Origin of the sequence: Shewanella sp. SP2S2-6 (assembly GCF_031931965.1) — a bacterium.
GTDB lineage: Bacteria > Pseudomonadota > Gammaproteobacteria > Enterobacterales > Shewanellaceae > Shewanella > Shewanella baltica.
Genome location: NZ_JAUOEQ010000003.1, coordinates 147,755 through 173,623, shown reverse-complemented (window position 1 = coordinate 173,623; position 25,869 = coordinate 147,755). Strand labels below are relative to the sequence as shown.

Annotated in this window: 21 protein-coding genes; 11 read left to right on the top strand and 10 right to left on the bottom strand. The window is 46.0% G+C overall.

The window, feature by feature from the left end; all coding sequences use genetic code 11:
• Positions 1-113 precede the first annotated feature (113 nt).
• The 3 genes from Q4Q57_RS03960 to Q4Q57_RS03950 all read right to left on the bottom strand — a co-directional run bounded on the left by Q4Q57_RS03960 (position 114) and on the right by Q4Q57_RS03950 (position 2,887).
• Positions 114-698 (bottom strand): GNAT family protein, encoded by a 585-nt coding sequence (locus tag Q4Q57_RS03960; protein WP_311889880.1) that lies wholly within the window; start codon positions 696-698, stop codon positions 114-116.
• A 137-nt stretch (positions 699-835) separates the two neighbouring features.
• Positions 836-2,167: a DEAD/DEAH box helicase gene (locus Q4Q57_RS03955; protein ID WP_311889878.1), complete on the bottom strand. Its 1,332-nt coding sequence runs from the start codon at positions 2,165-2,167 to the stop codon at positions 836-838.
• Positions 2,168-2,323: 156 nt separating this feature from the next.
• Positions 2,324-2,887, bottom strand: coding sequence for a DUF4256 domain-containing protein (locus Q4Q57_RS03950; RefSeq protein WP_311889876.1), 564 nt, complete (start codon positions 2,885-2,887; stop codon positions 2,324-2,326).
• A 319-nt stretch (positions 2,888-3,206) separates the two neighbouring features.
• On the opposite strand from Q4Q57_RS03950, the gene Q4Q57_RS03945 reads away from it, so the two are divergent.
• The 4 genes from Q4Q57_RS03945 (at position 3,207) to Q4Q57_RS03930 (ending at position 6,818) form a co-directional block, all read left to right on the top strand.
• Entirely contained in the window at positions 3,207-3,485 is a 279-nt protein-coding gene (locus Q4Q57_RS03945) for a DNA polymerase III subunit epsilon (protein WP_311889874.1), read from the top strand.
• Between the two features lie 412 nt (positions 3,486-3,897).
• A complete protein-coding gene (locus tag Q4Q57_RS03940) occupies positions 3,898-4,908 on the top strand; it encodes a sugar-binding protein (protein WP_311889873.1) in 1,011 nt (336 codons plus the stop codon).
• 237 nt (positions 4,909-5,145) lie between these two features.
• The gene (locus tag Q4Q57_RS03935; protein ID WP_311889871.1) at positions 5,146-6,069 is read left to right on the top strand and encodes a RuvA C-terminal domain-containing protein; all 924 of its coding nucleotides are present in this window, start codon (positions 5,146-5,148) and stop codon (positions 6,067-6,069) included.
• An 80-nt stretch (positions 6,070-6,149) separates the two neighbouring features.
• Positions 6,150-6,818 carry a hypothetical protein gene (locus tag Q4Q57_RS03930; RefSeq protein ID WP_006083916.1) on the top strand — a complete coding sequence of 223 codons (669 nt, stop codon included), beginning with the start codon at positions 6,150-6,152 and terminating at the stop codon, positions 6,816-6,818.
• 401 nt (positions 6,819-7,219) lie between these two features.
• On the opposite strand, the gene dnaJ is transcribed toward Q4Q57_RS03930, so the two are convergent.
• On the bottom strand, positions 7,220-8,353 hold the full coding sequence (dnaJ, locus tag Q4Q57_RS03925; protein ID WP_006082793.1) for a molecular chaperone DnaJ: 1,134 nt from the start codon (positions 8,351-8,353) through the stop codon (positions 7,220-7,222).
• Between the two features lie 110 nt (positions 8,354-8,463).
• Positions 8,464-10,383 carry a molecular chaperone DnaK gene (dnaK, locus tag Q4Q57_RS03920; RefSeq protein WP_226060583.1) on the bottom strand — a complete coding sequence of 640 codons (1,920 nt, stop codon included), beginning with the start codon at positions 10,381-10,383 and terminating at the stop codon, positions 8,464-8,466.
• A 288-nt stretch (positions 10,384-10,671) separates the two neighbouring features.
• On the opposite strand from dnaK, the gene Q4Q57_RS03915 reads away from it, so the two are divergent.
• The 3 genes from Q4Q57_RS03915 to Q4Q57_RS03905 all read left to right on the top strand — a co-directional run bounded on the left by Q4Q57_RS03915 (position 10,672) and on the right by Q4Q57_RS03905 (position 12,731).
• Positions 10,672-11,598, top strand: coding sequence for a DMT family transporter (locus tag Q4Q57_RS03915; protein WP_259213442.1), 927 nt, complete (start codon positions 10,672-10,674; stop codon positions 11,596-11,598).
• Positions 11,599-11,740: 142 nt separating this feature from the next.
• A complete protein-coding gene (gene ybaK, locus Q4Q57_RS03910; protein ID WP_259213443.1) occupies positions 11,741-12,217 on the top strand; it encodes a Cys-tRNA(Pro) deacylase in 477 nt (158 codons plus the stop codon).
• A 211-nt stretch (positions 12,218-12,428) separates the two neighbouring features.
• The gene (locus Q4Q57_RS03905) at positions 12,429-12,731 is read left to right on the top strand and encodes a hypothetical protein (protein ID WP_006082798.1); all 303 of its coding nucleotides are present in this window, start codon (positions 12,429-12,431) and stop codon (positions 12,729-12,731) included.
• A 109-nt stretch (positions 12,732-12,840) separates the two neighbouring features.
• On the opposite strand, the gene Q4Q57_RS03900 is transcribed toward Q4Q57_RS03905, so the two are convergent.
• The 4 genes from Q4Q57_RS03900 to Q4Q57_RS03885 all read right to left on the bottom strand — a co-directional run bounded on the left by Q4Q57_RS03900 (position 12,841) and on the right by Q4Q57_RS03885 (position 19,533).
• Positions 12,841-14,118, bottom strand: coding sequence for a glutamate-5-semialdehyde dehydrogenase (locus Q4Q57_RS03900; RefSeq protein ID WP_311889867.1), 1,278 nt, complete (start codon positions 14,116-14,118; stop codon positions 12,841-12,843).
• 12 nt (positions 14,119-14,130) lie between these two features.
• Complete coding sequence (proB, locus tag Q4Q57_RS03895) at positions 14,131-15,249, bottom strand: glutamate 5-kinase (RefSeq protein WP_311889866.1); 1,119 nt, start codon at positions 15,247-15,249, stop codon at positions 14,131-14,133.
• Positions 15,250-15,459: 210 nt separating this feature from the next.
• The gene (locus Q4Q57_RS03890) at positions 15,460-16,749 is read right to left on the bottom strand and encodes an NCS2 family permease (RefSeq protein WP_311889865.1); all 1,290 of its coding nucleotides are present in this window, start codon (positions 16,747-16,749) and stop codon (positions 15,460-15,462) included.
• Positions 16,750-17,994: 1,245 nt separating this feature from the next.
• Positions 17,995-19,533: a leucyl aminopeptidase family protein gene (locus Q4Q57_RS03885; RefSeq protein ID WP_311889864.1), complete on the bottom strand. Its 1,539-nt coding sequence runs from the start codon at positions 19,531-19,533 to the stop codon at positions 17,995-17,997.
• Positions 19,534-19,752: 219 nt separating this feature from the next.
• Between Q4Q57_RS03885 and Q4Q57_RS03880 the strand changes: the two genes are divergently transcribed.
• The 3 genes from Q4Q57_RS03880 (at position 19,753) to Q4Q57_RS03870 (ending at position 23,772) form a co-directional block, all read left to right on the top strand.
• On the top strand, positions 19,753-21,213 hold the full coding sequence (locus Q4Q57_RS03880; RefSeq protein WP_311889863.1) for an aminoacyl-histidine dipeptidase: 1,461 nt from the start codon (positions 19,753-19,755) through the stop codon (positions 21,211-21,213).
• A gap of 262 nt (positions 21,214-21,475) precedes the next feature.
• Positions 21,476-22,030 (top strand): cache domain-containing protein, encoded by a 555-nt coding sequence (locus Q4Q57_RS03875; RefSeq protein ID WP_006080485.1) that lies wholly within the window; start codon positions 21,476-21,478, stop codon positions 22,028-22,030.
• 95 nt (positions 22,031-22,125) lie between these two features.
• On the top strand, positions 22,126-23,772 hold the full coding sequence (locus Q4Q57_RS03870) for a methyl-accepting chemotaxis protein (RefSeq protein ID WP_311889862.1): 1,647 nt from the start codon (positions 22,126-22,128) through the stop codon (positions 23,770-23,772).
• A 136-nt stretch (positions 23,773-23,908) separates the two neighbouring features.
• On the opposite strand, the gene Q4Q57_RS03865 is transcribed toward Q4Q57_RS03870, so the two are convergent.
• Positions 23,909-24,841, bottom strand: a complete 933-nt coding sequence (locus Q4Q57_RS03865; protein ID WP_311889861.1) for a DMT family transporter — start codon at positions 24,839-24,841, stop codon at positions 23,909-23,911.
• 92 nt (positions 24,842-24,933) lie between these two features.
• Between Q4Q57_RS03865 and Q4Q57_RS03860 the strand changes: the two genes are divergently transcribed.
• Complete coding sequence (locus Q4Q57_RS03860; RefSeq protein WP_311889860.1) at positions 24,934-25,833, top strand: LysR family transcriptional regulator; 900 nt, start codon at positions 24,934-24,936, stop codon at positions 25,831-25,833.
• The last annotated feature ends 36 nt before the right edge of the window (positions 25,834-25,869 follow it).

Sequence of the window (25,869 nt, the reverse complement as noted above, 5' to 3'; positions counted from 1 at the left end):
TTTCTCTCTACACAAGATGATCCAAGGCTTAGTCAATTTACCCGAAATGAAAAACGCATTAGCTACCTTTGTGCTGTTATTCTTTTATGCGGTTTTGTTTTTGCCTTGGTTTATTAATACTCTTCTTTTAACAAGGCGTAGAGATACTCATCGCCCCACGCGCCCTTAAAGAAGATGTTTTTCACATAATGGGCTTCACGCCTAAAATGGAGTTTTTCGAGTAAGCGACAGCAGGCAAGATTTTGTGCATCGGTGATGGCAATAACTCTATGCTTATGCAATTCAATAAAGAGGTAATCCAGCAATGCGCTGACGGCTTCAAAAGCAACATGTTTACCTTGATGTTCAGGCGCAATCGTAAAGCCAATTTCCACCTGCTGCTCATCAATAAAGTGCAGCGCCAGATCGCCTACCAATATGGCAGGTATCGCTCCCGACGCGCCACTGACAATCGCCAGTTGAAACCAAGTATCCGCCGCGCCAAATTGTGCGTAATCCATGTTCTCAAATAACGCGACAGCATCGCTATAAGAGTAATCAGTCCAGCTTTGATATTTGGCGACCTTAGGGTCGGCTCGATAGGCAGTAAAGGCCTCAAGATCCGCTCGCTGGAATGGCCTAAGTACAAAGTGCTCAGTCGTTAAACCGTTATTCACCACTTTATGAAGTGCTTTGCTTAACGCCAATGTCGATGCCATAACTGAAACCCTTAATGTAAATAAGTCACTAAGTTACACCCGGAGCGAAAGTGTTAACAGCAGCCAATGTGTTTTATTCTGTTATCGATTCAGCGATAGTTGCGCGCCGAACTTGGATGCTATGGATAGCTTCAAGCTCAGCGCTTACCTTTAAACGCTTTGGCGCTATGCTTATTGATGCTACGGCGATTCGCCTGTTTATCACGTGGTGGTCGCTTACGCTCAACCTTGCTATCTGCGGTGCCATCACTGGTATTTTCACTCGGCTTATCGGTTACTGGAAAGTCAGCCAATAATGCCAGCGGTAACTCCCGCGCGGTTAAGCTGCGAATTGCCGTTAAAATTGCCATTTCACCGTGGCACACGAGGGAAATCGCTAACCCTTTTTCGCCAGCGCGGGCGGTGCGGCCAATGCGGTGCACGTACACAGGCGCACTCATGGGCAAATCCAAATTGATAACGACTGGCAAAGCATCAACATGAATGCCACGCGCCATTAAGTCTGTCGCCACTAATACTTGAATGCGATTGGCTTTAAAGTCGGCCAAGGTTTGGCTGCGCACGGTTTGATCTTTTTCACCGTGTAGCGCGGCGACTTTCATCCCCGCTTTGGCGAGCCGTTTAGCAACGGCATCGGCATCATCACGGGCGCTGATAAACACCAGCACCTGCGGCCATTGATATTGTTTTAACAGCGCAATCAATACCTGCGCTTTACTGCCCTTATTGACTAAATAGAGCTGTTCTTCGATTTCACCAGCCACTGAATTCACTTTGTGGGCTTCGACCCGCAGCGGCTCATTCACCAGCAGCTTTTCGGTTAATGTATCCAAAGCCTCGGGCAAAGTGGCAGAAAACAACGAGGTTTGCTTAAACTTAGGCATAAATGCCATCAGCTTTTGCACATCAGGCCAAAACCCCATTTCTAGCAGGCGGTCAGCTTCATCCAGTACTAGATGTTTTATCGAATCGAGGCTGATGTGAGATTGTTTACATAAATCCAGTAAACGCCCAGGGGTTGCCACTAACACCTGCGGCTTGGCAGTGAGTTCTACTAATTGGTCTTCCAAGGGGACGCCGCCACACAGAAGCTGAATGTTCAACGAAGCCGATAACTGACTTGCCACCGCTTGCAACGCTTCAGTCACTTGCAGCGCTAATTCCCGCGTAGGCACCAGCACTAACGCCAGCGCATTTAGGGCCTGCACCGACTTGGCACCCTGCAACTGTGTTTGCTGTTGCAACAAAAGTTGTTGTAGAAGTGGCAAACCAAAAGCTAAGGTTTTCCCGCTACCGGTTTGTGCTAAGGCTAACAAATCCCGTCCCGCAAGAATGGCCGGAATCGCCAATTGCTGCACCTTTGTCGGATGTTTAAGACTTGCAGGCAAAGCCTTAAGTAACGCCGAATTTAAGCCAAGCTCAGCAAAAGTTAACGACTCAGGGGAAGAAGAAAGCTCGGGAAAAGTCATCACAGCACCGGATCAAAACATGGGAGCGAAAGTTTACGCAGAGTCGAGTGGGATTACCAATATTGCTTGTATCAATCGAGATCAAAGTTAGCAGTCCCTTTTGACTCACTCATTTCACTGATTCATTTATCTAGCTAAGATTTGCTCGTGCTAGCACTAAACTAATAATCGAGTTCGAAAACCCCGCACGGCATAATAAGAGTCTGCACCATTATGATAAGTAAACACTTTGCCATAACGTCGATCACAGAAAATCGCCCCGCCTTGAGCCCTAATATCTTTTGGCGTGTCTACCCAACTTGAGGTTTTAGTATCAAACTCGCCTAAGGTTTGTAACTCACGATATTGCGCCTCGGTCAGCATTTGTGCCCCCATTTGCACCGCCAGTTCCAGTGCACTGCCGACGGGTTTATTTTTCTTACGCGCCTCGAGCGCTGCTTTGTCATAACAAAGACTTCGCCGTTCCGCAGGGCTTTGCGCCGCGCAATCTACAAAAATAAATTTGCCCGTATTCGCATCAATCCCCACCACATCTGGCTCGCCGCCTGTGTGTTCCATCCAATGCAGCGCATTTTGGATTTGCGTATCACTTTGCAAAATACTGGCCTCAACTTCAGCCCACGAAATCCCTTGATGGTGCAACCTATTTGCCGCAAACCTTGACGCCAGCTTTGCCAGCAATTCGCTTAAGAGTAAATCATTCACCGTTATTTTCCCCATAACTTCCCTGCCCTTGGTTTGTTATCGAAAATCACCACTCAATGGACCATAAACCGTTTTAGCATAACCTAAGATAGTCAAAACATTGTAAAATGCACAGGCCTGATTTGCTCGGGCCATGAGCAAGAATAAAACAAGTTTTAGCATAAAGTGCACTAATAACATTCTGTTTTGGATTGGCGCATTTTACCGCGCAGATTTAATGCCAGCTTATGGTAGAATCCCGCCCAATCAGCTTTATGAATGTGCAACACAACTCATTTGTTTAACTGAACGTAGTGGAACACTACCGTGATTAACTAAATGAGGAGAACAGATTATGAGTAAGTTAAATGCCGAAGAACGTAAAGCCCGTGATAACGCCCGTTTTTCACAACGCGTCGATGAACGCCGCACAAAAGGCGAAGACGTGGTCGCCTACGTGCTAGGCAACAAGCTCGCGTTTAAGTTTCTGACTAAACTAGAAAGACACGAATTTAAACAAAGAGAAGCCGCACTTGAAGAAGAAGCCAAGCTTAAAAAGCAACAAGCGTTTCAGCTTAAAACCGAGCAAGAGTTAGAAAAAGTTGAAGCCGCATTTACTGTTCCAGAAGAATAACCTCTCGAAAGAGCCATTGATCATCATTGGTGGCTCACGCATACCCCATTTCCAAACTTCGTTTTGATTTTCGAATCAAAATCAAAATCAACGTCGTGGGGCTTCACCCCCTGATTTTTTATTAGAGAATCGACCAAGGAGGACTGCTCGTCCTATCAAAAACGTCCATGTTAAATTGCCAGCTCGATATCCCTATCTCGCGCTCAAAACGGCCGTTGGCCTTCGCCCTTGGATGATCCCTTGACGAACAAAGTTCATATCTAACTACCCGTTCGCCATTCTATTGTGGACTACTGATTCTGAACAATAATGTTCAATAACACGGAGGTATCTCATATCTTTAAATCCATTCCTTTGCTACATTCGATTGTAAAGCGTTAAGTTGCTGTCTGATTATTTTTTAGGAGGAAGTGTGGTGAGATTATTTTTGTTGTTCATTGCATTAAGCCAATTACTAATATCATCAGTCTATGGAAAAGAACTGAAATTTGCCGTAGTGCCAAAATTTTATAGTGTTTTTTTTGATCAAAGCAAAACGGGCTGTATAGATGCTGCAGCACAAATTGAAGGCGTGGAATGTATATATCGAGGACCCGAAATAAGCAGTGTTAGATTGCAAGATCAGGTAATAAATCAACTGATTGATGAAGGTATCGATGGTATCGCGGTCGCGGTTACACAATCTAAATACCTCGTTGAAAATAGCCTAAAAAGAGCAAAAGAAGCCGGAATACCAATTGTTACCTATGACTCTGATTTTGATGCTTCTATCAAAGAAGAACCTAAGAATTTACGCCTAGCTTATATAGGCACTGACAATTTTGAACTGGGTAAGTCATTGGGTGAACAGTTAAAAAAGCTACGGCCAAATGGCGGAACGTTGATAATGCATTCTGGGCGGCCAGATTCCCCCAATCTGAATTTAAGACTTATGGGTGTACGTTCCGCCTTATCAGGAAAAAAATACGATGCTCCTCCTGGTGAATTACTTAATGGCGATTTAGGCTGGACAGAAGTTAGAGAACCTTTGTTTAATTTTGATCAACTTAGTCAAGCCGTTAAACAAATGGAGTCAGTAATGAAAGGTAAGCCTGTGAAGGCAGACTCTTTTATCGCAGTGGGTGGTTGGGCACAAAATAATGATGCGCTCTATCGTGAAATGATTGCTCCATACCAAGAAAAAATTAATAACAAAGAAATCGTCATTATTATTACCGATACATCTCCAGAGCAGTTAACTATGCTGAAAGATGGTCTTGCTCATGTCAATGTAGGTCAAAATCCATATGAAATGGGAAGACAGGCAATTTTGACGCTTTATAAAATTGTCACAAAACAAAAGTATGAAGAAACAATATACACACCTGTTACGTTTTGCACTCCTCAAAACGCTGACACCTGCGACAAGCGTACCGGAATGTGACGCAAAAATGATGGATTAGGCCAGTACACCTCTCAAAAAAGCCATTGATCATAATTGATGGCTCACGCTCAATTATCTATCTTTATAAACAGAGTCTATGACTATAAATATTTAAAGCATTTCTGTGTCCGAAATTTATTTTTAAAATTTTTCCTTAATATTCACAACAGGCGTTCTATCTTAGATATACCATTAAGCAGGTTGGCTTTATAAAATCAAAAGCATATAGATTAAAAAATGAATGATATAGATAATTCACGTTATGAAGACTTAGATTGGGCTGAAAGTGAAAATTTAATTGAAGAATCGACAATACTCCAATTGATAAATGATTCAGAAGTTGAGCCTAATTTATTCAATACATTTGATTGGTTAAATAATATGTATGAAAGAATTCAAGAGCCAACTACAGAGTTACTTTCCGAAAAACTAGCTAATTTATCAGCAGTTACTCCAGAATATAGAGGGAAAGATTTTGATACTAGTGATAGAACCATCGAGCTAAATGAAATTGAAACTCTTGAAAAACAATACAATAAAATAGCAGAACGTGAAGAATGGAGAATTCCATATAAAAAACACTTTAGACAAGACAATCCTTTAGAAATATTTCTTCAAGATATTAGCTATGGCAGCTACCCTCCTCCAGAAGTAATGATGATGCTAGCAAAATGCTTTAGCTTATACTTGATAGCTGAGGGAAAATTATCGTTAGAGGAGGTGTTTTTTGGGCGACAGGTTAAAAGAGCGGGTAATTATTCGATGAGAAAAGCCCGTAGCTCAAACTTTAAAGAGTTTCACTATCAAGTAGAGCACAATAAACAGTTCGCAATAAAATCTAGTACCTCATTTAATCTTCAGGATTTTGCTCTGGATTATCTACGAAAATGTGAAAAAAATGAAACTGACTGCCCGATAGTTGATTTTACTGAAGCTAATATAGAAAGCTTTATTACCTCTTATTATAGGTGGAAGAAGCAATACTTAAATGAGTCAAAATCGATAATCGATTTTAAAGAAACTCAAAATGATGCCATTCATGCCCTAATCTCACTTGGATACCCCAGCTCAAAAGCTAAGGAGGTCGTTTTAAAGCAATCTAACCAAAGGCTCACTGCAGAAGAAATCATAAAAAAAGCCATTATTTCTTTATTAGAATAACAAATAAGCCGTTTATTTGTTTTTGAACAAAAAAGCTATATGTGAATAATAAGAGGTCAGTGAACCAAAGAGGAACTGACATGGCTAATAAAAAACACCCAATAACACGCAAAAAAATGCATCCGACATCAATAACCAGATCTGAGTCCACTCTCAAGATAGGAAGAAAAAGTAGGCAGCTTTACTCTCAAAATTCAATTAAGCAGCACACGGATACCTGTGCAGATCGTGAATTTGAATCTGAGTTCCTAAAACAACAAAACGAATCAAACAGCATGTTACTCTGCTCACTCCCTCTCGGTAATAGTATGAATAATTTACTATTTACCGCTCCTGAAGCCGCACTACCAAATACCGGAAGTCCGGTTTATGAATTACTTTTAATTCTATCTGATGGCAACAAGCATGCTAGAGATCATCTTTGTAATTTGCTTGGTGGTGGCTTTAGAGGCTATCTACAAAAACTAACAGGAGAGTGTTACCAGTACTGGTTTATACACTCAGAGCAAAGTGAATATAACGGTAAGAGGCAAGCTTTATATTGGCTTGATGAGAGTCACTTTTCTTGCGATTTGCAACAAGACAAAGATGCTAGGACTATCGCAAAAAAACAATATAAAGACCGCTCGTATTATGGCAGTAAGAGTGCAGTTAAACGTTTACAGCAAGCAGAACAAGATAAAGTGGATGCTGATACAGAGTATCAACAACGAATAGGGAGCAATACCGAAAAAATTAAAAATCTATAACTTTTATGCCTTAATGATTTACCAATAACACCAGAATCTAAGGAATACACCATCCCCTCGGAGTTGCCGCAGGGCGAATAGACAAATTGCGTGAGTCTAGCCATGGATGGCGAGCTAGCTTTCGCAGGTGCAGGGACGCATCCTTCGGAAGCGATAGCAAATTTGGCTATGAGCACAAGGAGCTTTCAACTCCGTTGGGGACGCCGGGGGATATCCAAAAGGGGAACAGGCGTTTTTCCCCTTTTGGTCGGCTGTGGGGTGAAGCCCCACGACTTTGACTTTTCTTTTAAAAAGAATCGAAATCTCAAACTAGATTTGTGACATAAAAAAGCCCTGCAAGGTTAACCTTGCAGGGCTTTTTTCTTCTAGTGCGCAGCTAGCCGCTGCGCCACTCGATCAAGTTAGCTATTCAGATCTTGAAAGAACTTTTTCACGCCATCGAAAAAGCCCTCAGCCTTTGGGCTGTGCTTCTTTGACTCACCGGTTAAGGTGGCTTCAAATTCGCGTAACAGTTCTTTTTGACGATCGTTTAAGTTAACTGGGGTTTCCATAACCACTTTGCAGAGCAAGTCGCCTACCGCATGGCTGCGAACCGACTTGACACCTTTGCCACGTAAACGGAACATACGGCCCGTTTGCGTTTCGGCAGGGATCTTCAGGCTGACTTTACCATCCAGTGTTGGCACTTCAATCTCACCGCCTAGGGCCGCTTTGCTGAAGGATATCGGCACTTCGCAGTAAAGGTTGTTGCCATCACGGACGAAAATCGCATGCTCACGCACACTGACCTGAACGTATAAATCCCCTGCTGGCGCGCCAAACTCACCCGCTTCGCCTTCACCCGCTAAACGAATACGGTCACCCGTATCAACGCCGGCTGGGATCTTAACCGATAAGGTTTTGCTCTTTTCAACACGGCCATCGCCATGACACTTAGTGCAAGGATCTTTGATGATCTTGCCGCGGCCATGACAGGTTGGACAAGGCTGTTGCACCGCAAAGAAACCTTGGCGCATTTGCACTTGGCCTTGACCATGACAGGTGCCACAGGTGGTTGCAGAGGTGCCTTTTTTAGCGCCGCTGCCTTCACACAGATCGCAAGTCGCCAGTGTTGGAATCCGCAGTTCTTTGGTTAAGCCTTTAACGGCTTCTTCCAGTGATAACTCTAGGTTGTAACGTAAATCTGAGCCGCGGGCCGCTTGGCGTTGACCGCCACGACGTCCACCGCCGAAAATATCGCCAAAGACATCACCGAAAATATCGCCGAAATCGCCTTGACCACCACCGTAACCACCGCCACCGCGATTAGGATCCACACCCGCATGACCAAATTGGTCGTAGGCCGCTTTTTTGTCGGCGTCGGTTAGGATCTCATAGGCTTCTTTAATTTCTTTAAAGTTAGCTTCTGCGGTTTTGTCGCCTGGGTTGCGATCTGGGTGAAATTTCATGGCCAGACGTTTGTAGGCCTTTTTAATTTCACGTTCGCTAGTGTCACGACTGACACCTAATACTTCGTAATAATCTCGCTTTGACATAATCTCATGCTTCTCAGCTGGTGTTGAACAAACGGGCGTTAGGGTTGCCCCGTAACGCCCGCCTAGAAATTAACGCTTTGAAATCAATCTATTGGATTGAAAACAAGTCATTATTTCTTGTCGTCTTTCACTTCTTCGAATTCAGCATCGACAACGTCATCGGCAGCAGCGTTAGCCTGTTTGCCCGCGTCGGCATTGTCGCCGCCTTGAGCTTGAGACTTAGCTTGAGCGATTTCCATCAGCTTAGCAGATGCTTCGATCAGTTCTTGAGTTGCCTTTTCAATGGCTTCTTTGTCATTGCCTTTGATAGCAGTGTCAACAGCATCCATCGCAGCTTGGATTTTCTCTTTATCTTCGCTTGGCAGTGCATCGCCCGCTTCTTCAACTTGTTTCTTAGTTGCGTGAACTAAGCCGTCAGCTTGGTTGCGTGATTGCACTAACTCTTCAAACTTCTTGTCTTCATCTGCGTGAGCTTCGGCATCACGTACCATTTGCGCCACTTCTTCTTCGCTTAAGCCAGAAGATGCTTTGATGGTGATGTTTTGTTTCTTGCCGGTTTTCTTGTCTGTAGCAGACACATGCAGAATACCGTCGGCATCGATGTCGAACATCACTTCAATTTGTGGCTGGCCACGTTGTGCTGGCTCAATACCGTCTAAGTTGAACTGACCTAATGACTTGTTCGCGCTCGCTTGCTTACGCTCACCTTGCAGTACGTGAATGGTCACTGCACTTTGGTTGTCATCGGCTGTTGAGAACACTTGCTGCGCCTTAGTAGGAATAGTGGTGTTCTTCTCAATCAACTTAGTCATCACGCTGCCCATGGTTTCGATACCAAGAGACAGTGGTGTTACGTCTAACAGTAATACGTCTTTCACGTCACCTGACAGTACGCCAGCTTGAATTGCAGCACCTACGGCTACCGCTTCGTCTGGGTTCACGTCTTTACGAGGTTCTTTGCCGAAGAAGTTTGTCACTGCTTCTTGAACCTTAGGCATACGTGTTTGACCACCCACTAGAATCACTTCGTTGATGTCTGTTACAGATAAATCTGCATCAGCCAGGGCAACTTTCAGTGGCTCTAATGTACGGAGAATCAAGTCTTCAACCAGCGATTCCAATTTAGCACGAGTGATTTTAATCACTAAATGCTTAGGACCTGTTGCGTCTGCCGTGATGTATGGCAGGTTCACTTCAGTGTGGTTGGTGCTTGAAAGTTCAATTTTCGCTTTTTCAGCTGCTTCTTTCAGACGTTGCATTGCTAATGGATCTTTACGCAGATCTAAGCCTTGCTCTTTCTTGAATTCGTCAGCTAAGTAGTTGATCAAACGGTTGTCAAAGTCTTCACCACCTAAGTGGGTGTCACCGTTGGTTGCCAACACTTCAAATGTTTGGTCGCCATCGTTGCTGTCGATTTCGATGATAGAGATATCGAATGTACCACCACCTAAATCGTATACCGCAACAATGTTGTCGCCTTGTTTCTTATCAATACCGTAGGCTAATGCTGCTGCCGTTGGTTCGTTGATAATACGTTTAACATCAAGACCTGCGATACGACCCGCATCTTTAGTCGCTTGACGTTGTGAATCGTTAAAGTAAGCAGGAACAGTAATAACCGCTTCTGTTACTTCTTCACCTAAAAAGTCTTCTGCGGTTTTCTTCATCTTTTTCAAGATTTCTGCAGAAACTTGTGGTGGAGCCATCTTGTTGCCACGCGATTCAACCCATGCGTCACCGTTGTCGGCTGCAATGATTTTGAATGGCATGATGTTCACGTCACGTTGGACTTCGTCATCTTTAAAGCGACGACCGATCAAACGCTTAATCGCGAAGAATGTGTTAGTCGGGTTAGTCACAGCTTGACGTTTTGCTGGCGAACCGACAATGGTCTCATCATCTGTATAAGCGATGATTGACGGGGTTGTGCGATCGCCTTCAGCGTTTTCTAACACACGTGCTTTGCCACCATCGAGGACAGCTACACAAGAGTTTGTTGTGCCTAAGTCGATACCAATAATTTTACCCATGAGGTCCTCCGAAAAATTTCATTCAATCTAAATTTGTTTAGTTGGTTTTGATATGGGGCTAGATGGTTGAAATATCAAGTCCATCGTTGGCCACCTTCTCTGCCTTGATACCTATATTGGGACAGGGAATTTAATTACAAGGGCGAACAAAAAAATTTTCTGATTTATCTTTCTCACATCTGCCGCGGGATAAAATATCCAAGCACATAAAATAGTCTTGCTTATCAACCCAAGCTGTTATTCAATCTGCCCACATTTGGCGGATGTTTATCCATGTAAGGTAGCAGAGTGAAGTCTTCGAATTTAGCGTACGTGTATGGCATGGCGGCGGTCTTCCTCTGGTCTACAGTGGCCACGGCCTTTAAGATTGCCTTGAGTTACTACACGCCACTGCAACTGGTGTTTGTTGCCGTGCTCACGTCGATTATTGCCCTTGGCGGTATTCTCGCTTGGCAAAAAAAGCTTTCCTTACTCAAGCAACAGTTTTTACGCCGCCCTGCATTTTATTTAGTTACAGGGCTCATCAATCCCTTCCTCTACTATGTGGTGCTGTTTAAGGCGTATTCCTTATTACCAGCGCAGCAAGCTTTGTCACTCAATTACACTTGGGCGGTATTGCTGCCGTTACTGGCTGCGCCTTTGTTAAAGCAACATTTGCGTAAGAGCGACATTACTGCGGCGCTGATTGCCTACACTGGGGTGTTTATCATTGCCACCGGCGGCGATATCAGCGGCTTTAGCTTTGATAGCCCGCTCGGGATCGGCCTTGCGCTGACCAGCACCTTACTCTGGTGCCTATATTGGATCGTCAACACTAAAGATCAAGGCGATCCCGTGGTGAGTTTATTATTGAGTTTTCTTATCGGCTTCCCTTTTATTGCCGTCACTTTAGTGCTGACAGATACCCTGCCCATTTTTAGTCTTAAGGCGATATTTGCAGGTGTGTATGTGGGCTTATTTGAGATGGGCATTACCTTCGTGCTCTGGTTAATGGCGCTGAAAACCGCCACTCGCACCGCGAACATCAGCACTATGGTGTTTTTATCCCCTGTAATGTCGATTGGTTTTATCGCGTGGATTTTGCAGGAAACAATTGCGATGGCGACCTATCTCGGCCTAGCGTTTATTCTGTCAGGGATGATGTTGCAACAACTTTGGCCCCGTTATACCGAGCGCAAAAGTAAGATAAGCCCAAAGCCAAAGCTCGCTAAATGATGACTGAGTCATCACTGAGTCGCCGCCTTAAACAAGCTTGGCTCACTGTAATGAGCCAATTAAAGAACGTAAAAAACGAAGTGGCTAACGTTTTACATCAAAATTAAGCGCTAATATCACCCATTTTGTGAAGGAGTATAGAATGACCCCGGCCGTTCAATTGGCGAAAAAAGCCAAAATTGCGTTTGAAATCCTAGAGTACAGTCATGATCCACACTGCGCCGCCTACGGCGAAGAAGCCGCTAACACCTTAGGACTTGAACCCGCACAAGTGTTTAAAACCCTTTTAGTCGCCATCGACAAAGCCCATGCGCCGATTGCCGTCGCACTCGTGCCCGTCGATCATCAGCTCAATCTAAAAGCCGTGGCAAAATGCTTAGGACAAAAGAAACTGCAAATGGCCGATGCCGAACTCGCACAAAAATCATCGGGCTATCTGGTTGGCGGAATTAGTCCGCTAGCGCAGAAGAAACAGTTACCGACCTTAATTGATGCCAGCGCTCAAGCCTTCGACAGGATTTATGTCAGCGCGGGCCGACGCGGTTTAGAGATAAGCTTAGCGGCCACAGACTTAGCCAAGCTTTGCAAAGGTGAATTTGCCGATATCAAGACGCTTTAAGCCACATCGACCACATTAAGCACAAGTCATTCGACGTTAAGTAATCCACTCCATTAAATAGCACGCGCTCATGTTGGATAACTCGCAAACAAGACCCTAGCAACAACAAAATTGGCTTCAGCGAACTGGGTCTACAGTAGAAAGCGTTTGATAATGCCTAGACTTGCGTCTATAAATTGTACTGAGGTACAAATCGACTAAGGATAGTCAGATGGAAAAATCAACCCAATGGGCCCCAGAAAATAGCATCAGCCCACTAAGCTGGTGCGCCATGCTACTCTGCATCGCCTTATTTATTTATGAGCATTTCTGGGGAAACAGTTTTACCACTATGGTGGTCATGCTCTATTGCAGTTTTATGCTGCCCTCGGTATTACTCACCCGCAGAGTGCAGGAAAAGTACTTTATTTATACCTTGGAATACATCAAAGCCTTTCGTAAGTTCACTACCGTCATGTCAACGCTATTCTTCTGTATCTGGTTACTTGCCACCTATACGCCGTTTCTCCATTGAAGCACTGCCATCAATAAACTCTGCAAATTGGCACTTACAATCAAACACTGCAAACAAAAAAGCCGTCAACACAGTGTGTTAACGGCTTTAATTTTATGGTTTTTAACCGCTAAACACGGCTAGTGTAATCACCCCATGCTAACCACTTGTAAGTGGTTAATGCCTCAAGCCCCATTGGGCCGCGAGCATGGAGTTTTTGCGTGCTCACCGCCACTTCGGCGCCAAGGCCAAACTGACCGCCATCGGTAAAGCGCGTACTGGCATTGACATACACGGCAGCTGAGTTCACTTGGTTCATAAAGTGCGCCGCAGCGTGAATGTCATCGGTCAAAATCGCTTCCGAATGGCCGCTAGAATAAGTACGAATATGGCCAACTGCGGCATCGATATCACTCACCACTTTGATACCTAAGGTTAACGACAACCATTCGATGCCAAAATCCTCAGCCTTAGCGAGCGTCACATCAAACCCTAAACCATCCAGCAGGCTAAAACTTGTGTCACAAACTGAAAAACGCACGCCTAAACGATGCAGATACTCGGCAATTTGCGGCACAAAGGTGCTCGCCACATGCTCATCCACCAGCAAGGTATCAAGCGCATTACACACAGTTGGACGCTGCACTTTGGCGTTAGCGATCACTTCGAGAGCCCGTTCAAGATTGGCATTTTTATCGACATATAAATGGCAAATACCTATGCCGCCCAAAATCACCGGAATGGTCGCCTGCTCGGCACATAAGCGTTGCAGCGCTTGACCGCCACGCGGCACTATCATGTCGACATATTGATCGAGCTTAAGTAAACCTGTCACTAAAGATCTGTCTGAAGAATCAATAAATTGCACCGCATCTATCGGTAAACCTTGGGCAACAATCGCGCCGCGGATCACCTCACTAATGAGTTTATTCGATGCTAGGGTTTCTTTACCGCCACGGAGGATCACCGCATTACCGGTTTTAAGGGCAAGTACCGCGATATCAACAGTCACATTAGGCCGAGCTTCGTAAATCACCCCGATAACCCCAAGTGGTACTCGGCGGCGAGTCAGCCTTAAACCGTTATCTAATAATTGACTGCCAAATTCTTCGCCTACCGGGTCAGCAAGGCGGATCACATCGCTAATATCGCCAATAATGCCCGCCAGACGCGCATCATCGAGCAACAATCTGTCGATCATCGCATCCGTTAATCCATCGGCTTTAGCGGCGGCAACATCTTTAGCATTCGCGGCTAAAATGGCTGCGGCGTTTTCTGTCAGCGCATCGGCGATGGCTTCAAGCAAACAGGCCTTTTGGCTCGCCGTTAAGTTAGCTAAGGCATAACTTGCCTGTTTGGCATTATTACCAAGTTGCTGTAAATACTGATCTTGATTAATTTGACTCAAAACAGACCTCGCTTATAAGACAACCATGTCGTTGCGGTGCACGATTGCGTCACCATAATCGTAACCGAGTAAAGACTCGATCTCATCGGAATGCTTGCCCGCGATCAAACTGAGGGCTTGGCCGCAGTATCGTGTCATCCCTTTAGCAATCACTTTACCCTGTTGATCAACTAATTGCAGCGTTGCGCCGCGCTCAAACTGGCCTTTAACGCCGATGATACCTTTAGACAATAGGCTGCGGCCCTTGTCTGTCACGGCTTTGACCGCGCCCGCATCGAGCACTAAAGAACCTTGAGTCGCAGGTCCCGCTAAAATCCACTGTTTACGGCTTTCTAGCGGGTTTTCAATCGCACTAAAATGCGTGCCAACAGATTCCTTACTCACCACTTTTTTAATCACATCGGGGTGATGGCCAGAGGCGATAACCACTTCGATGCCCGCACGGCGAGCAATATCCGCCGCTTCCAATTTAGTCGACATTCCGCCCGTACCTAAACCAGAAACAGACCCGCCCGCCAACATACGCAGACTGTCGTCAATCTTGACGACTTGGGAGATCAACTTAGCATTCGGGTTAGTGCGCGGATCAGCATCGAATAAGCCCTTTTGATCCGTCAATAAAATCAATAAATCGGCATCACACAGCAGTGCGGCACGGGCCGACAGATTGTCGTTATCACCGACTTTGATTTCATTGGTGGCAACGGCATCATTTTCATTGATGATGGGCACAATATTATTGGCCAGCAAGGCATTAAGCGTGTCACGGGCGTTGAGGTAACGCTCCCTATCCTGCAAATCGGCGCGGGTCAGCAGCAATTGGCCGACATGCAGCCCATAAATACTAAAGAGTTGTGACCAAGCGAGGATCAACTGACTTTGCCCGACAGCGGCTAACAATTGCTTATTGGCCATAGTGTCGGGCAGTATCGGGTATTGTAGATGTTCACGCCCAGCGGCAATGGCCCCTGAGGTGCATAATACGACTTCGACCCCTGACTTCATCAGTGCGGCCATTTGACGGGCAAGCTCAACCATGTGGGCTTTATCTAGCTGTTTACTGCCAGAGGTCAGCACACTCGTCCCTAACTTCACTACTACGCGGCGATACGCAATCTCACTTAAGTTCATTATTCATTTGTAAAAAATAACCGAACAATCCTTATACCTAATCCGCTGAGTAATTGGTAGCAAGGAGTTATTAACTCCGAATAAATTTTCGATTTTGCTTAGAATCGCGCATTAAAAAGGGCCATCAGTTAGATGACCCTCAAAAAATATTGTCTATTGTAGACAATCTAGGTTGCGAGCTTGCACTGCACGAGCCACTAATCGATAGGATTAGCCATAGATAAACTTAGCCACAAACAGCGCGGCCAAGACGACAATGCCCACATTGAGATCGCTAAAACGACCCGTGAGTAATTTGATTGCGGCGTATGAAATCATCCCAAAGGCGATGCCTGTAGCGATAGAAAACGTCAGCGGCATTAAAATACACACAACGACTACCGGTGCGGCTTCAGTCAAATCTTCCCATTCGACATGCACGAGCCCCGACATCATCAGAATCGCCACATAAAACAGTGTGCCCGCCGTCGCATAAGCTGGGATCATGCTCGCCAATGGCGACAGGAATAACGCAGCAATAAAGAGTAATCCCACGACAACTGCCGTTAAACCAGTCCGGCCTCCCGCACTCACACCCGCCGTACTTTCAATATAGCTTGTGGTCGTCGACGTACCAAAAGCCGCGCCCGCAATGGTCGCTAAACTGTCGGCAGTCAAGGCACGGTTTAATCGCGGTAAGCGGCCCTTCTCATCGAGGAAACCACCGCGCTGTGCAACCGCAACTAAGGTGCCAGAGGTATCGAAGAGATCGACAAATAAGAAGGCAAACACCACAGATAACATCGTCACTTCAAAGACTTGAGATAAATCCATCTTCAAAAATGTCGGCATGATCGACGGCGGCATAGATACAATACCCTGATACTGCACATCGCCAAACATTAATCCCAGCGCTGTGATAATCAAGATACTTAGGATGACCGCCGACTTCATTCCACGTTGCACCATAGCAATGATCAGGAAAAAGCCTAACACAGCCATGACCGCCGGAAATGCAGTGATATCGCCTAAGGTCACTAAGGTTGCAGGGCTTGCCACCACAATACCGGCGCTCTTAAGGCCGATCAGCGCAAGAAACAAACCAATACCAGCGGCAATACCAATACGCAGCGACATGGGAATGCTATTTACAATCCACTCTCGAATGCGCACTAAAGATAAGATTAAAAAGCAAATACCCGACAGGAATACTGCGCCAAGTGCAGTCTCCCAGCTGTAACCCATCTCACCCACAACAGTATAAGTAAAGAAGGCGTTCAGTCCCATACCGGGTGCAAGCGCGATAGGATAATTCGCCATCAAGCCCATAACTAAACAGCCGACAGCCGCAGCCAAACAAGTCGCCACGAATACAGCCCCATGGTCCATGCCCGCATCGGCTAACATCATTGGATTCACAAAAATGATGTAGGCCATCGTCATAAATGTTGTCAAACCGGCGACCGCTTCCTGCTTGAGGCTCGTTTGATTTTGTTTCAGTTTGAACAGTTTTTCTAACATGGAACAAGGTTCCTTTTTATTTTAAGTATGTAGGGTAGGTAGATGTAAACACTATGTAACGTGATGACATTTGCAGCCGATTATAGGGAGTTTAGGCTGGTCAGGCCAGAAAATTGGCAAGGGATAAACACAAGTAACCATAAATCATTCGGTAAACGGCCGAGTAATTTATTCTGAACGCAAATGATGGAAACCTCGCCATGACTGTGCGGTTCAATAAAATGATAAATATGCGGAGTCAGTTAGCGCTTAGCAACTTAGTTAAGCTTGTATTTATTAGTATTGGTAATGTTATCACCTGAGCAAACTACTTCATCAGATAGTGTTTACATAGCGCATGAAAGGAGCGCTTGGAATTTTTTAGGATCACCCAGTGCATACCAATAACCCCAGAGTGGCGCAGGCTCAACATACACTTCAACCTCTTCTCCAGTAATCTCAACGCCACATTTATTAAAGAAGCAATCCCTCACCTCTGAGGAGGCGATTAAGCGTGAGGGCTGGTAATAGGTGCTTTACCACTTCTGACACTAACAGTTTATGCTCATTACTATCAGGTAAAACAGTTACAGGCTTAAGCGAAAAAAAGGCAAAAAAAAGCCTGCTCAATGAGCAGGCAAAGACATATTTCAAGCGTCCCTTTCGGGGAAGTACATTACCGCGCTAGCGGGAAAAACCTGGCATACCCATGCAAAAACACCGATATGCTACTTGAGTCTAAACACGCCAAAAAAGGCGATACAAAGGTTGATGGATGATGGAAACTAAACTTTAAGGAGGGTTAGGCCTTAAAGCTCATGGCGAATAAACCGCCACGCAAAACATCAGTGTTAAACCAAGTGTTCTGCCAATAAAAATGGTTGTTGCCTGTATAAGACATAGTCAATACTCCTAAATTAGTTGTGATTAAGTACTCTAGTGAAGCTTGGCTCGGTTCCTTGGAACTAGAGATTCTCATATCCGTTGAGACGACTTGTCACTCAGGTCCTTGGAGAAAAATATCCATCCTGGATAGACTAGAGAGGAAAGGCATTAGTGCCTAATCCACGAAAGCAATTATATGGTTTTGTAGTTTTATTACAACCTTTATTTGTATTTTTTTTGATTAAGGCTTTTTAATGTAATTAAATTACACAATTATAGTAGGGTTAATGGCGATCTGTTTCACAGAAAAACAGAAATAATCCTGTAAGCATCTAATAAGTAAGATATTACAGAATTATTTCTTTTTGTTACCACAAATCGTTAGCGATTGATCAGATATTGATACAAGCCCACCAGCGGACTCGCTGTAGGTTTGCCGTAGAGCGGATCACCTTCTGTCGCACTGCCTGCGATATCTAAGTGCATATAAGCTAAGGGAATTGGGGCTGTTACACCATGGTCAAATAGCCCAGACGCTTTCAGCAAAAACGCCGCAGGATATTGATGCCCGCGCGCAGTGATCGATGACGGGGCATTATTTGAAGATAACATTTCAGCAGCGCCTGACACATCGCGGATCTTCGCGAAGTCTTCAGGTCGCAATGTAGACACTTCAAAGGGTTCGCCCCATTGAGTCGCCTGCTGTTGTAAAGTGACAGCGCATTGCTGCGCACTCGCTACTGAGTTTTCCACCGCCGCAGGATAACTGCCATAACAGCGCACTACGTGACCCGTGAGTGTTGCTACCGAAAACATTTCAGGCTTCACCGCCGACACGGCTTTGATGCGTAAATGGCTCAGTAAATCCGCCAGCACTAAGCGCCCTTCGGCATCCGTATTACCAATCCGCACTCGTACACCCGCATGACTGGTGATGATTTCATCGGTCACGAAGGCTTCGCTGCCTATGCTGTTACGCACTAAACCTAACTCGGCAATCACTCGAATGCCCTTAGGCTTGAGCATTGACAAGGTTTTGAATAGCCCCGCCACGGCAGAAGCGCCGCCTTTATCACGGCTCATGCCCGCCATAGAGCCGCCGACTTTCAGATCGGCGCCGCCGGTATCGTAAATCACGCCCTTACCCGCAAACAGGAAAGTACGAGTCACTTCACCTTCTGGCAGATATTCTAATTTCACCACCCGAGGTTGATGACGACCGACGGCAAAAGAGGAACGCGCTACTGCACTGAGCAGCGGATAGTCACGCTCTAAAATATCTCTGTCTTCCACTACAGCAGTTTTAATCACGCTGCCCGCTAAGGATTGCAGGCAATAATCGGCAAAAGCTTTAGCCGACATGCGCTCGGGTTCAGTACCACATAAATCCCGTGCTAATACGCGACCCGCTTCTAAGGCATTGAGCAAATTGCTGTTATGGGTTGATAAGGATAATAACCCTATGGCCTCAAATGCAGGCGTTAAGCCCGTCGCTTCACGCAGCTCTAAGGTTTGCCACAGCTCTTGACCGCAGGCTAATGCTGCGACTTCAGCGGCAAAACTAAAACGTGAGTCCTTCGATGGCACTACATATAACAGCGGACGTTTGGCGCCCGCCTCTTTGGCGATGGCAATCGCCGCCCTTGCAGCATCGGCATAGACTCGCACGTCCACATACTCATCGTTCACTTGGGTGACAGGCGCAATGATCAAACGCCCTCCTGCAAGCCCTGGGGCGAACAGTAATGTCGGGCTCTTACCCACGCGCTTATCCACGTGGGCACCATGCTTGGCCAATAAACCTATCTCATCAAAACCGATAGCATCCAGATCGGGCGTTACCACCACAACCGCATCCCAGCCTTCGCCATCAAAAATGGCATTTTCTGCTTTTACATCAACGAAGTTAACTTGAAACATGACCCATCCTTTTTCATTATTGTGCCTGCATTATTCCCGCTCTATCGCCTAATTACCAATCTAAAAGTGGTATTGAGCCCCCCTGAAAAGTCCGAACTGGAAACTTTGGCTGCCAGCGTAACAAAAGCCTGAGATCCTGAGATTAATTGGTTGCACAGAATGTGCTAGAATGGCCGCAAATTTGCCCTATACCCACAAGACCTTATGAGGGACACTCTAGTGACAGCGTTAAGTCAGTTATACCCGCAGCCATTATGGCAATGGTTTGAACAAATCTGCGCGATTCCCCACCCATCTAAACATGAGCAAGCCTTAAGCCAGCACATTCAAGCATGGGCTAAAAGCAAACAACTTGCCGTCGTTGAGGATGCCGTTGGCAACTTGATCATCCGTAAACCAGCAACGCCCGGAATGGAAGATCGTAAAATCGTGGTCATTCAAGCCCATATCGATATGGTGCCGCAGAAGAATGCCGACAAAGTGCATGATTTTACTAAAGATCCTATCGAAGCCTATGTTGATGGCGATTGGGTTAAAGCCAAAGGCACGACCTTAGGTTCTGATAACGGTATCGGCATGGCATCGGCGCTGGCCATTTTGGGCTCAGATGATATCAAGCACGGTCCATTAGAAGTGCTACTGACGATCGATGAAGAAGCCGGCATGACGGGTGCTTTTGGTTTACAAGCGGGCATGTTAGATGCAGAGATCCTGATCAACACAGATTCTGAGCAAGAGGGTGAAATTTACATGGGCTGCGCCGGTGGCGTCGATGCTCAAATCACCCTGCCTATGGTGTGGCAAGCGTCTGAGCAAAGTTACTCGGCCTTTAGCCTGCATTTATCTGGCTTAAAAGGCGGCCACTCTGGGGTGAACATTCACTTAGGTCGCGGCAACGCCAACAAGTTACTGGCGCGTTTCCTATTTGAAAATGCCGATGATTTAGCGTTAGAGCTGACCCAATTTAGCGGCGGTTCATTGCGTAATGCGATCCCACGTGAAGCCAACATCAGCTTTATGTTGCCAGAAGAAAACGTCAGTGCCTTAAACGAAAAAGTCGCTGAGTTTGAAGCGCTTATCCGCACTGAACTCGCCATTGCCGATCCTGATATGCGTTTAGTGTTAAACACTATCCCAACGCCGAAACGTGTGATGAGCGAAAACAGCCAAAATACCCTGATCGATTTGCTGCATGTGTGCCCGAACGGCGTGATCCGCATGAGCGATGAAGTCGAAGGTGTGACTGAAACCTCACTCAACGTAGGCGTTATCAGCACTGACGATGAACAAGTCACTATCCTGTGCCTTATTCGCTCACTGATTGATTCTGGTAGAACTCAAGTCGAAGGCATGTTAACTGCGCTGACCAACTTAGCCGGAGCCGATATCGATTTAAGCGGCGCTTACCCAGGTTGGAAGCCAGATAACAGCTCACCTGTTATGGCGATAGTACGCGAAACCTATCAGGACATTTACCACAAAGAGCCAGTGATCATGGTGATCCATGCGGGTCTTGAGTGTGGTTTATTCAAAAAGCCTTATCCAGATATGGATATGGTCTCGATTGGTCCCACGATTCGGTATCCACACGGACCAGATGAGATGGTGAACATCACCACAGTCGGCCAATACTGGACCTTATTATTAGCCGTACTCGAGCGTATTCCAGTTAAGGCGTAACGCCCTAGTCTAAAGTTAGCCTAGCTCACTCAATTGGCACTTAATTCAAGGCCACATCTGCTCAAGTCAGATGTGGCCTTATTTTTTATCGCGCCTTCTATTTGTGTGTAGAAATGCCATTGATAAAATTTTTATGAAAGAACTGAATAACTTGAATTTTCTACTATAGTTGTTTTGTCTAACCCGAACGTATTTTTGCTTGTCGCGCTTTTAGAGATAGCCGCTTTCCCCTTCAATACAGTGACCTTAAGGAATAGAGATCATGAAATTTGGTAAAATCTTGTCAGCCGCCGCACTACTGCTCAGCAGTAACCTCAGTTTCGCCGAAGAAGTCCCCCAAGCCGTTATCGATCTAGCCGATTCACTGATGCCATTAGGTAAAGAAGTGGTGCTGGTGAATGCCGTTAAAGCGCAAAATGCTCAAGGCAAAAGTTTAGATTCGATCAAAACATTAGATGAAAAATGGATCGCCACCGCTGGGATTGATGATTTTATGTCGTCCTTGATGAACAACGAAGCGGCCAAGTTTCTCACCACCTTCGAAGCCAGCCAACCTTACTACCAAGAAATTTTCCTCATGGATAATCAAGGTGCTAACGTCGCCATGACCAGTAAAACCTCGGACTACTGGCAGGGTGATGAGGATAAATGGCAAAAATCCTTCGCCAATGGCAAAGGCGATAAGCACATAGGTCCGGTCAAATTTGACACTAGCTCCCAAGCTTATCTGGTACAAATATCGATACCCGTCATGGATGGCGATGCCGCAATTGGTGCTATCACCATAGGGATCAACCTAGATCAATTCGGACTCTAATAGCCAGAGAACGCCAGTGATGGGCCGCATCCGCTTTTATTTCGTGGTTATCGCGGCCCTCACCTTTCAGTGTATCAATCAAGGAGGGCGTGGCTATGGAATGGTATAAAGATCTTTCCGTTAACCAGAAACTGACTTACCCGAGTCTGCTACTCGCTGGCGTAGTCATCTTCGCCTCTTCAACTGGCATCTTAGGGCTTAAAGCATTAAATAACAGCGCAAATACGCTCGCACTCGAATACTTACCGAGCCAATCTGAACTGCTGCAAGCGGATAAAGAGCTTTACCAAGCGCAAGTTGCCGAACGTAGCCTGATGTTCGTTAACGTGGGCACGGACTCCTATAATAGCCTTCTAAAACAGCACACTAATAGTATATCTTTGGTCAAAGAACACCTTAATCAGTTTTCCGAGGTGACCACTAGTCCCCTCGCAAAAGAAAAACTCAATGAATTAAATCGCAGTTTCGAGGCGTGGAGTACCACCACTTCTGAAATCAGCAATCAGCGCACCCAAAATGGCCGTAACGGTCGCACGACCGCCATTGATCTGAGTTTTGGCCAAGCAGCGACGCAATTCGAGCAGTTGCATCAAAATATTAATCAGCTGATCGATGACTTAAACAGCAACACGGCAGCAGCCGTCACCCAAGTGGATGATGACGCCTATCGTGGACAGCAGATGCAGTTAATTGCTTTAACGATTAGTATCCTGATCTGCATTCTATTCATCGTTGCCTTGCCTAAACTCATCAGTAAGCCGCTCGCAGTTTTGCTCGCGAAAATCCACGACATTACCGATGGTGATGGCGATTTGACCGAGCGAATCCAGCTAACCTCTAAGGACGAACTGGGCGACCTTGCCAATGCCTTCAATCACTTCCTCGATAATTTACACGGCATTATCTCGCAGTTTAAACAATCTACTTCGGAGCTGAATGTCGCCGCCGAAGGGCTAGCCAAAACCAGTGCCACGGCAAAACATACCTTGATGGATCAACAGGCAGCCACCCACAGAATCGCCGATGCCAGTGATCACATTGCTGCCTCAGTGCAAGAAGTGTCTGTCAGTGCCAGTCATGCCGCCGATGCCGCGAAACAAGCTGATGTCTTTACCGCCGATGGCCAAGAGAGAGTGAAAAAAACCATCAATGTAATTCGTGAACTCGCAGGAGATGTGGGCACAGCAGAAATGCAAATCAATAAACTCGAGCAAGAAGGCCAACATATCGGCCGTGTGCTTGAGGTGATCCAAGCCATTGCCGAACAAACTAATCTATTAGCCCTTAATGCAGCAATTGAAGCGGCGCGGGCGGGCGAACAAGGACGCGGCTTTGCAGTGGTTGCCGATGAAGTGCGATCCCTCGCCTCAAAGACTCACCAATCCACCGAAGAAATTAAATTGATGATCGCCAATGTGCAAAATGGCACCCAAAGCGCTGTGGCGGCGATTAATATCGGTAATGAAAAGGCGATTTCAAGCGTCGAAGCCGCCAGTAATGCCGGTGAAGCTTTAGCGCATATTGCACAAATGGTGAGTCAGATAAGCGAAATGAATAATCAAATCGCCCTCGCTGCCAAAGCGCAAACCACTATGGCCAATGAGAGTCATCAAAATATTCAACACATTGCCGAACAGTCGGAGGACAGTTTACGCAACACTGATGAAATCTACGCCGCAAGCGTACAACTCTCGTCAATGGCGGGTAACCTCACGGCGCTGGTCAGTCGTTTTAAACTGTAATTTGTTGAAAGTGGAAGCTTGCAAATATGTGATGTCTTAAGAAGTGCCATCCACCGAATAAGGGAGCATAAACCTGTCGCAATGATGGTCTGAATTCAGGTGCGCCCTTATATTTAAACAGCAAAGCTAGCATAGATTAGCAGCGCTTAACCACTAAGCCTCTTGAGGCGCGCAGGTTGACTAACATAGGTAACATCAACGCAAGGATTACTATCAGCATCCCTACCAATTGAATTTCCGTCACCGCCTGCCCCATGGCTAACGCCGTTAATGCTGCAAAAACGGGCACGAGATTAAAAAAGATCGATGCCTTAGCGGGGCCAAGCGCTTTAACGCCGTTAATCCAAAACAGATAACCGAGCACAGTAGCGAACAAACCTATGTAGAGCACGCTAGAAAAAGCCGTTGTCGACAGTCCCATCAACTCCTGCCAAGGTTGAAACTCACCACGGCCTAGCCCTACTACAGACATAGACACACTGGCTGCTATCATACTCAGCAAGGTAAAGGGCAACACAGGCAACCAATGGCCGACCCGTTGCGAACAAATGGTATAACCACTCCACGCCAACATACCGGCGGCAATCATCACATCACCTTGGTTAAAACTAAAATTGAGCAACTGCTGCACACTGCCGTTAGTGATCACTAGCAATACGCCCGCCAAACCGCCCACTAAGCTGAACACTTGTTGTCTGCTGAGCCATTCACGCTGTAATAACGCGTTGACGATTGAAGTCACCAGCGGACTGAGCGCCATAATCAAGGCGCCATTAGCTGCAGAGGTATGCTGCAGGCCATTAAATAACGCCAGATTTAAACCGCCCACACCAATCACGCCTACTAGCGCTATGACAATGTATTGCGCCAAACTCAATTTGGGCCAAGCCTGACGAGTAAAAACGATATATAACGCCAGAGTCACCGCCGCAATGGTAAAACGCCAGAATACGAGGGATTCCCCTGACATCTCCTCCAGCACTCGCTTAGCAATGGGAAACACGCTGCCCCAGCTAAAAACGCAAATCAGTAGACAAACAATTGTCATGTAAGGTGTATGGGATTTCATATCGGACTCTAGGGAGGTAATTGGGATTGAGCTTAGTTTATAAGTTTCATATATTATTAAAACAAACAAGATTGAGAGCTTAAATTCCAAATATGAAACTTAATTATTCCTTAGACGATATGCGTTTATTTTGGGTGGTGGCACAACAAGGGAGTTTTAAGCTCGCGGCGCAGCACTTAAGCATTCCACCTTCGACCTTAAGCCGTCGAATCAATCTGTTAGAACAATCATTAGGCCTGCGTTTACTGCACAGAGACGCCCATAGAGTCAACCTTACCGCCACAGGTCAGCGTTATCTCGAACGCTGCGGCCCGCTGTTTATCGAGTTAAACCAGGTATCCGGTGAGTTGCATGCGGATAAACATCAAGCGGTTGGCAAACTGCGGATCTCGGCGCCCATCAATACAACCTATCGCTGGCTAGGTGAATCACTCAACGCCTTCCAACGGCATTATCCCAATATCGACATCGATTTAAGCCTGTCGAACATGAATATCGATGTCAGTGAAAACGCCATCGATATCGCCTTTCGAGTGGGTGAACCTAAAGATCCCGATTGGATTGCAAGGCCACTCACCACGATTAGCTTTGTGCTTTGCGCCAGCACATCGGCAACCCAGTGGCATGCGCTGCAATTCATAGAAGAACTGGATCTGCATCCGGTTATCATCGCTAAGCCCACAAAAACGTGGCGTTTACAGCACAATATCACTGGGCAAGATTTCGAGTTTGAGCCGAGGGGTAACATCAAACTAGCCGTCGATGATATGGCGATCGCCAGTCAGGCTGTCGTGGCGGGACTCGGTATTGGACTATTACCCATCAGCATGGCGAGTGAACAGATACAAAGCGGCAAGCTCGTTCAAATACTGCCAGAATGGCAAGGTATTCCGCGCACCGCCTACTTGATGTATCGCGATCGGGACAATTTACCCTTGCGGGTCAGACTGTTAATTGATTTTATGTTGGCGAATCCACCCGAGGCTTATTGAGCCATTCAGGCATGAGTCTGCGGCGTATCGACTCAG

Excerpts from the sequence above, each read along its gene's own strand:
- Q4Q57_RS03890 (WP_311889865.1), bottom strand. The coding sequence starts at position 16,749 with ATGTTAGAAAAACTGTTCAAACTGAAACAAAATCAAACGAGCCTCAAG.
- Q4Q57_RS03955 (WP_311889878.1), bottom strand. The coding sequence starts at position 2,167 with ATGACTTTTCCCGAGCTTTCTTCTTCCCCTGAGTCGTTAACTTTTGCT.
- Q4Q57_RS03885 (WP_311889864.1), bottom strand. The coding sequence starts at position 19,533 with ATGTTTCAAGTTAACTTCGTTGATGTAAAAGCAGAAAATGCCATTTTT.
- Q4Q57_RS03930 (WP_006083916.1), top strand. The coding sequence starts at position 6,150 with ATGGCTAATAAAAAACACCCAATAACACGCAAAAAAATGCATCCGACA.
- dnaJ (WP_006082793.1), bottom strand. The coding sequence starts at position 8,353 with ATGTCAAAGCGAGATTATTACGAAGTATTAGGTGTCAGTCGTGACACT.
- ybaK (WP_259213443.1), top strand. The coding sequence starts at position 11,741 with ATGACCCCGGCCGTTCAATTGGCGAAAAAAGCCAAAATTGCGTTTGAA.
- Q4Q57_RS03905 (WP_006082798.1), top strand. The coding sequence starts at position 12,429 with ATGGAAAAATCAACCCAATGGGCCCCAGAAAATAGCATCAGCCCACTA.
- Q4Q57_RS03950 (WP_311889876.1), bottom strand. The coding sequence starts at position 2,887 with ATGGGGAAAATAACGGTGAATGATTTACTCTTAAGCGAATTGCTGGCA.
- dnaK (WP_226060583.1), bottom strand. The coding sequence starts at position 10,383 with ATGGGTAAAATTATTGGTATCGACTTAGGCACAACAAACTCTTGTGTA.
- Q4Q57_RS03860 (WP_311889860.1), top strand. The coding sequence starts at position 24,934 with ATGAAACTTAATTATTCCTTAGACGATATGCGTTTATTTTGGGTGGTG.
- Q4Q57_RS03865 (WP_311889861.1), bottom strand. The coding sequence starts at position 24,841 with ATGAAATCCCATACACCTTACATGACAATTGTTTGTCTACTGATTTGC.
- Q4Q57_RS03935 (WP_311889871.1), top strand. The coding sequence starts at position 5,146 with ATGAATGATATAGATAATTCACGTTATGAAGACTTAGATTGGGCTGAA.
- proB (WP_311889866.1), bottom strand. The coding sequence starts at position 15,249 with ATGAACTTAAGTGAGATTGCGTATCGCCGCGTAGTAGTGAAGTTAGGG.
- Q4Q57_RS03870 (WP_311889862.1), top strand. The coding sequence starts at position 22,126 with ATGGAATGGTATAAAGATCTTTCCGTTAACCAGAAACTGACTTACCCG.
- Q4Q57_RS03945 (WP_311889874.1), top strand. The coding sequence starts at position 3,207 with ATGAGTAAGTTAAATGCCGAAGAACGTAAAGCCCGTGATAACGCCCGT.
- Q4Q57_RS03875 (WP_006080485.1), top strand. The coding sequence starts at position 21,476 with ATGAAATTTGGTAAAATCTTGTCAGCCGCCGCACTACTGCTCAGCAGT.
- Q4Q57_RS03960 (WP_311889880.1), bottom strand. The coding sequence starts at position 698 with ATGGCATCGACATTGGCGTTAAGCAAAGCACTTCATAAAGTGGTGAAT.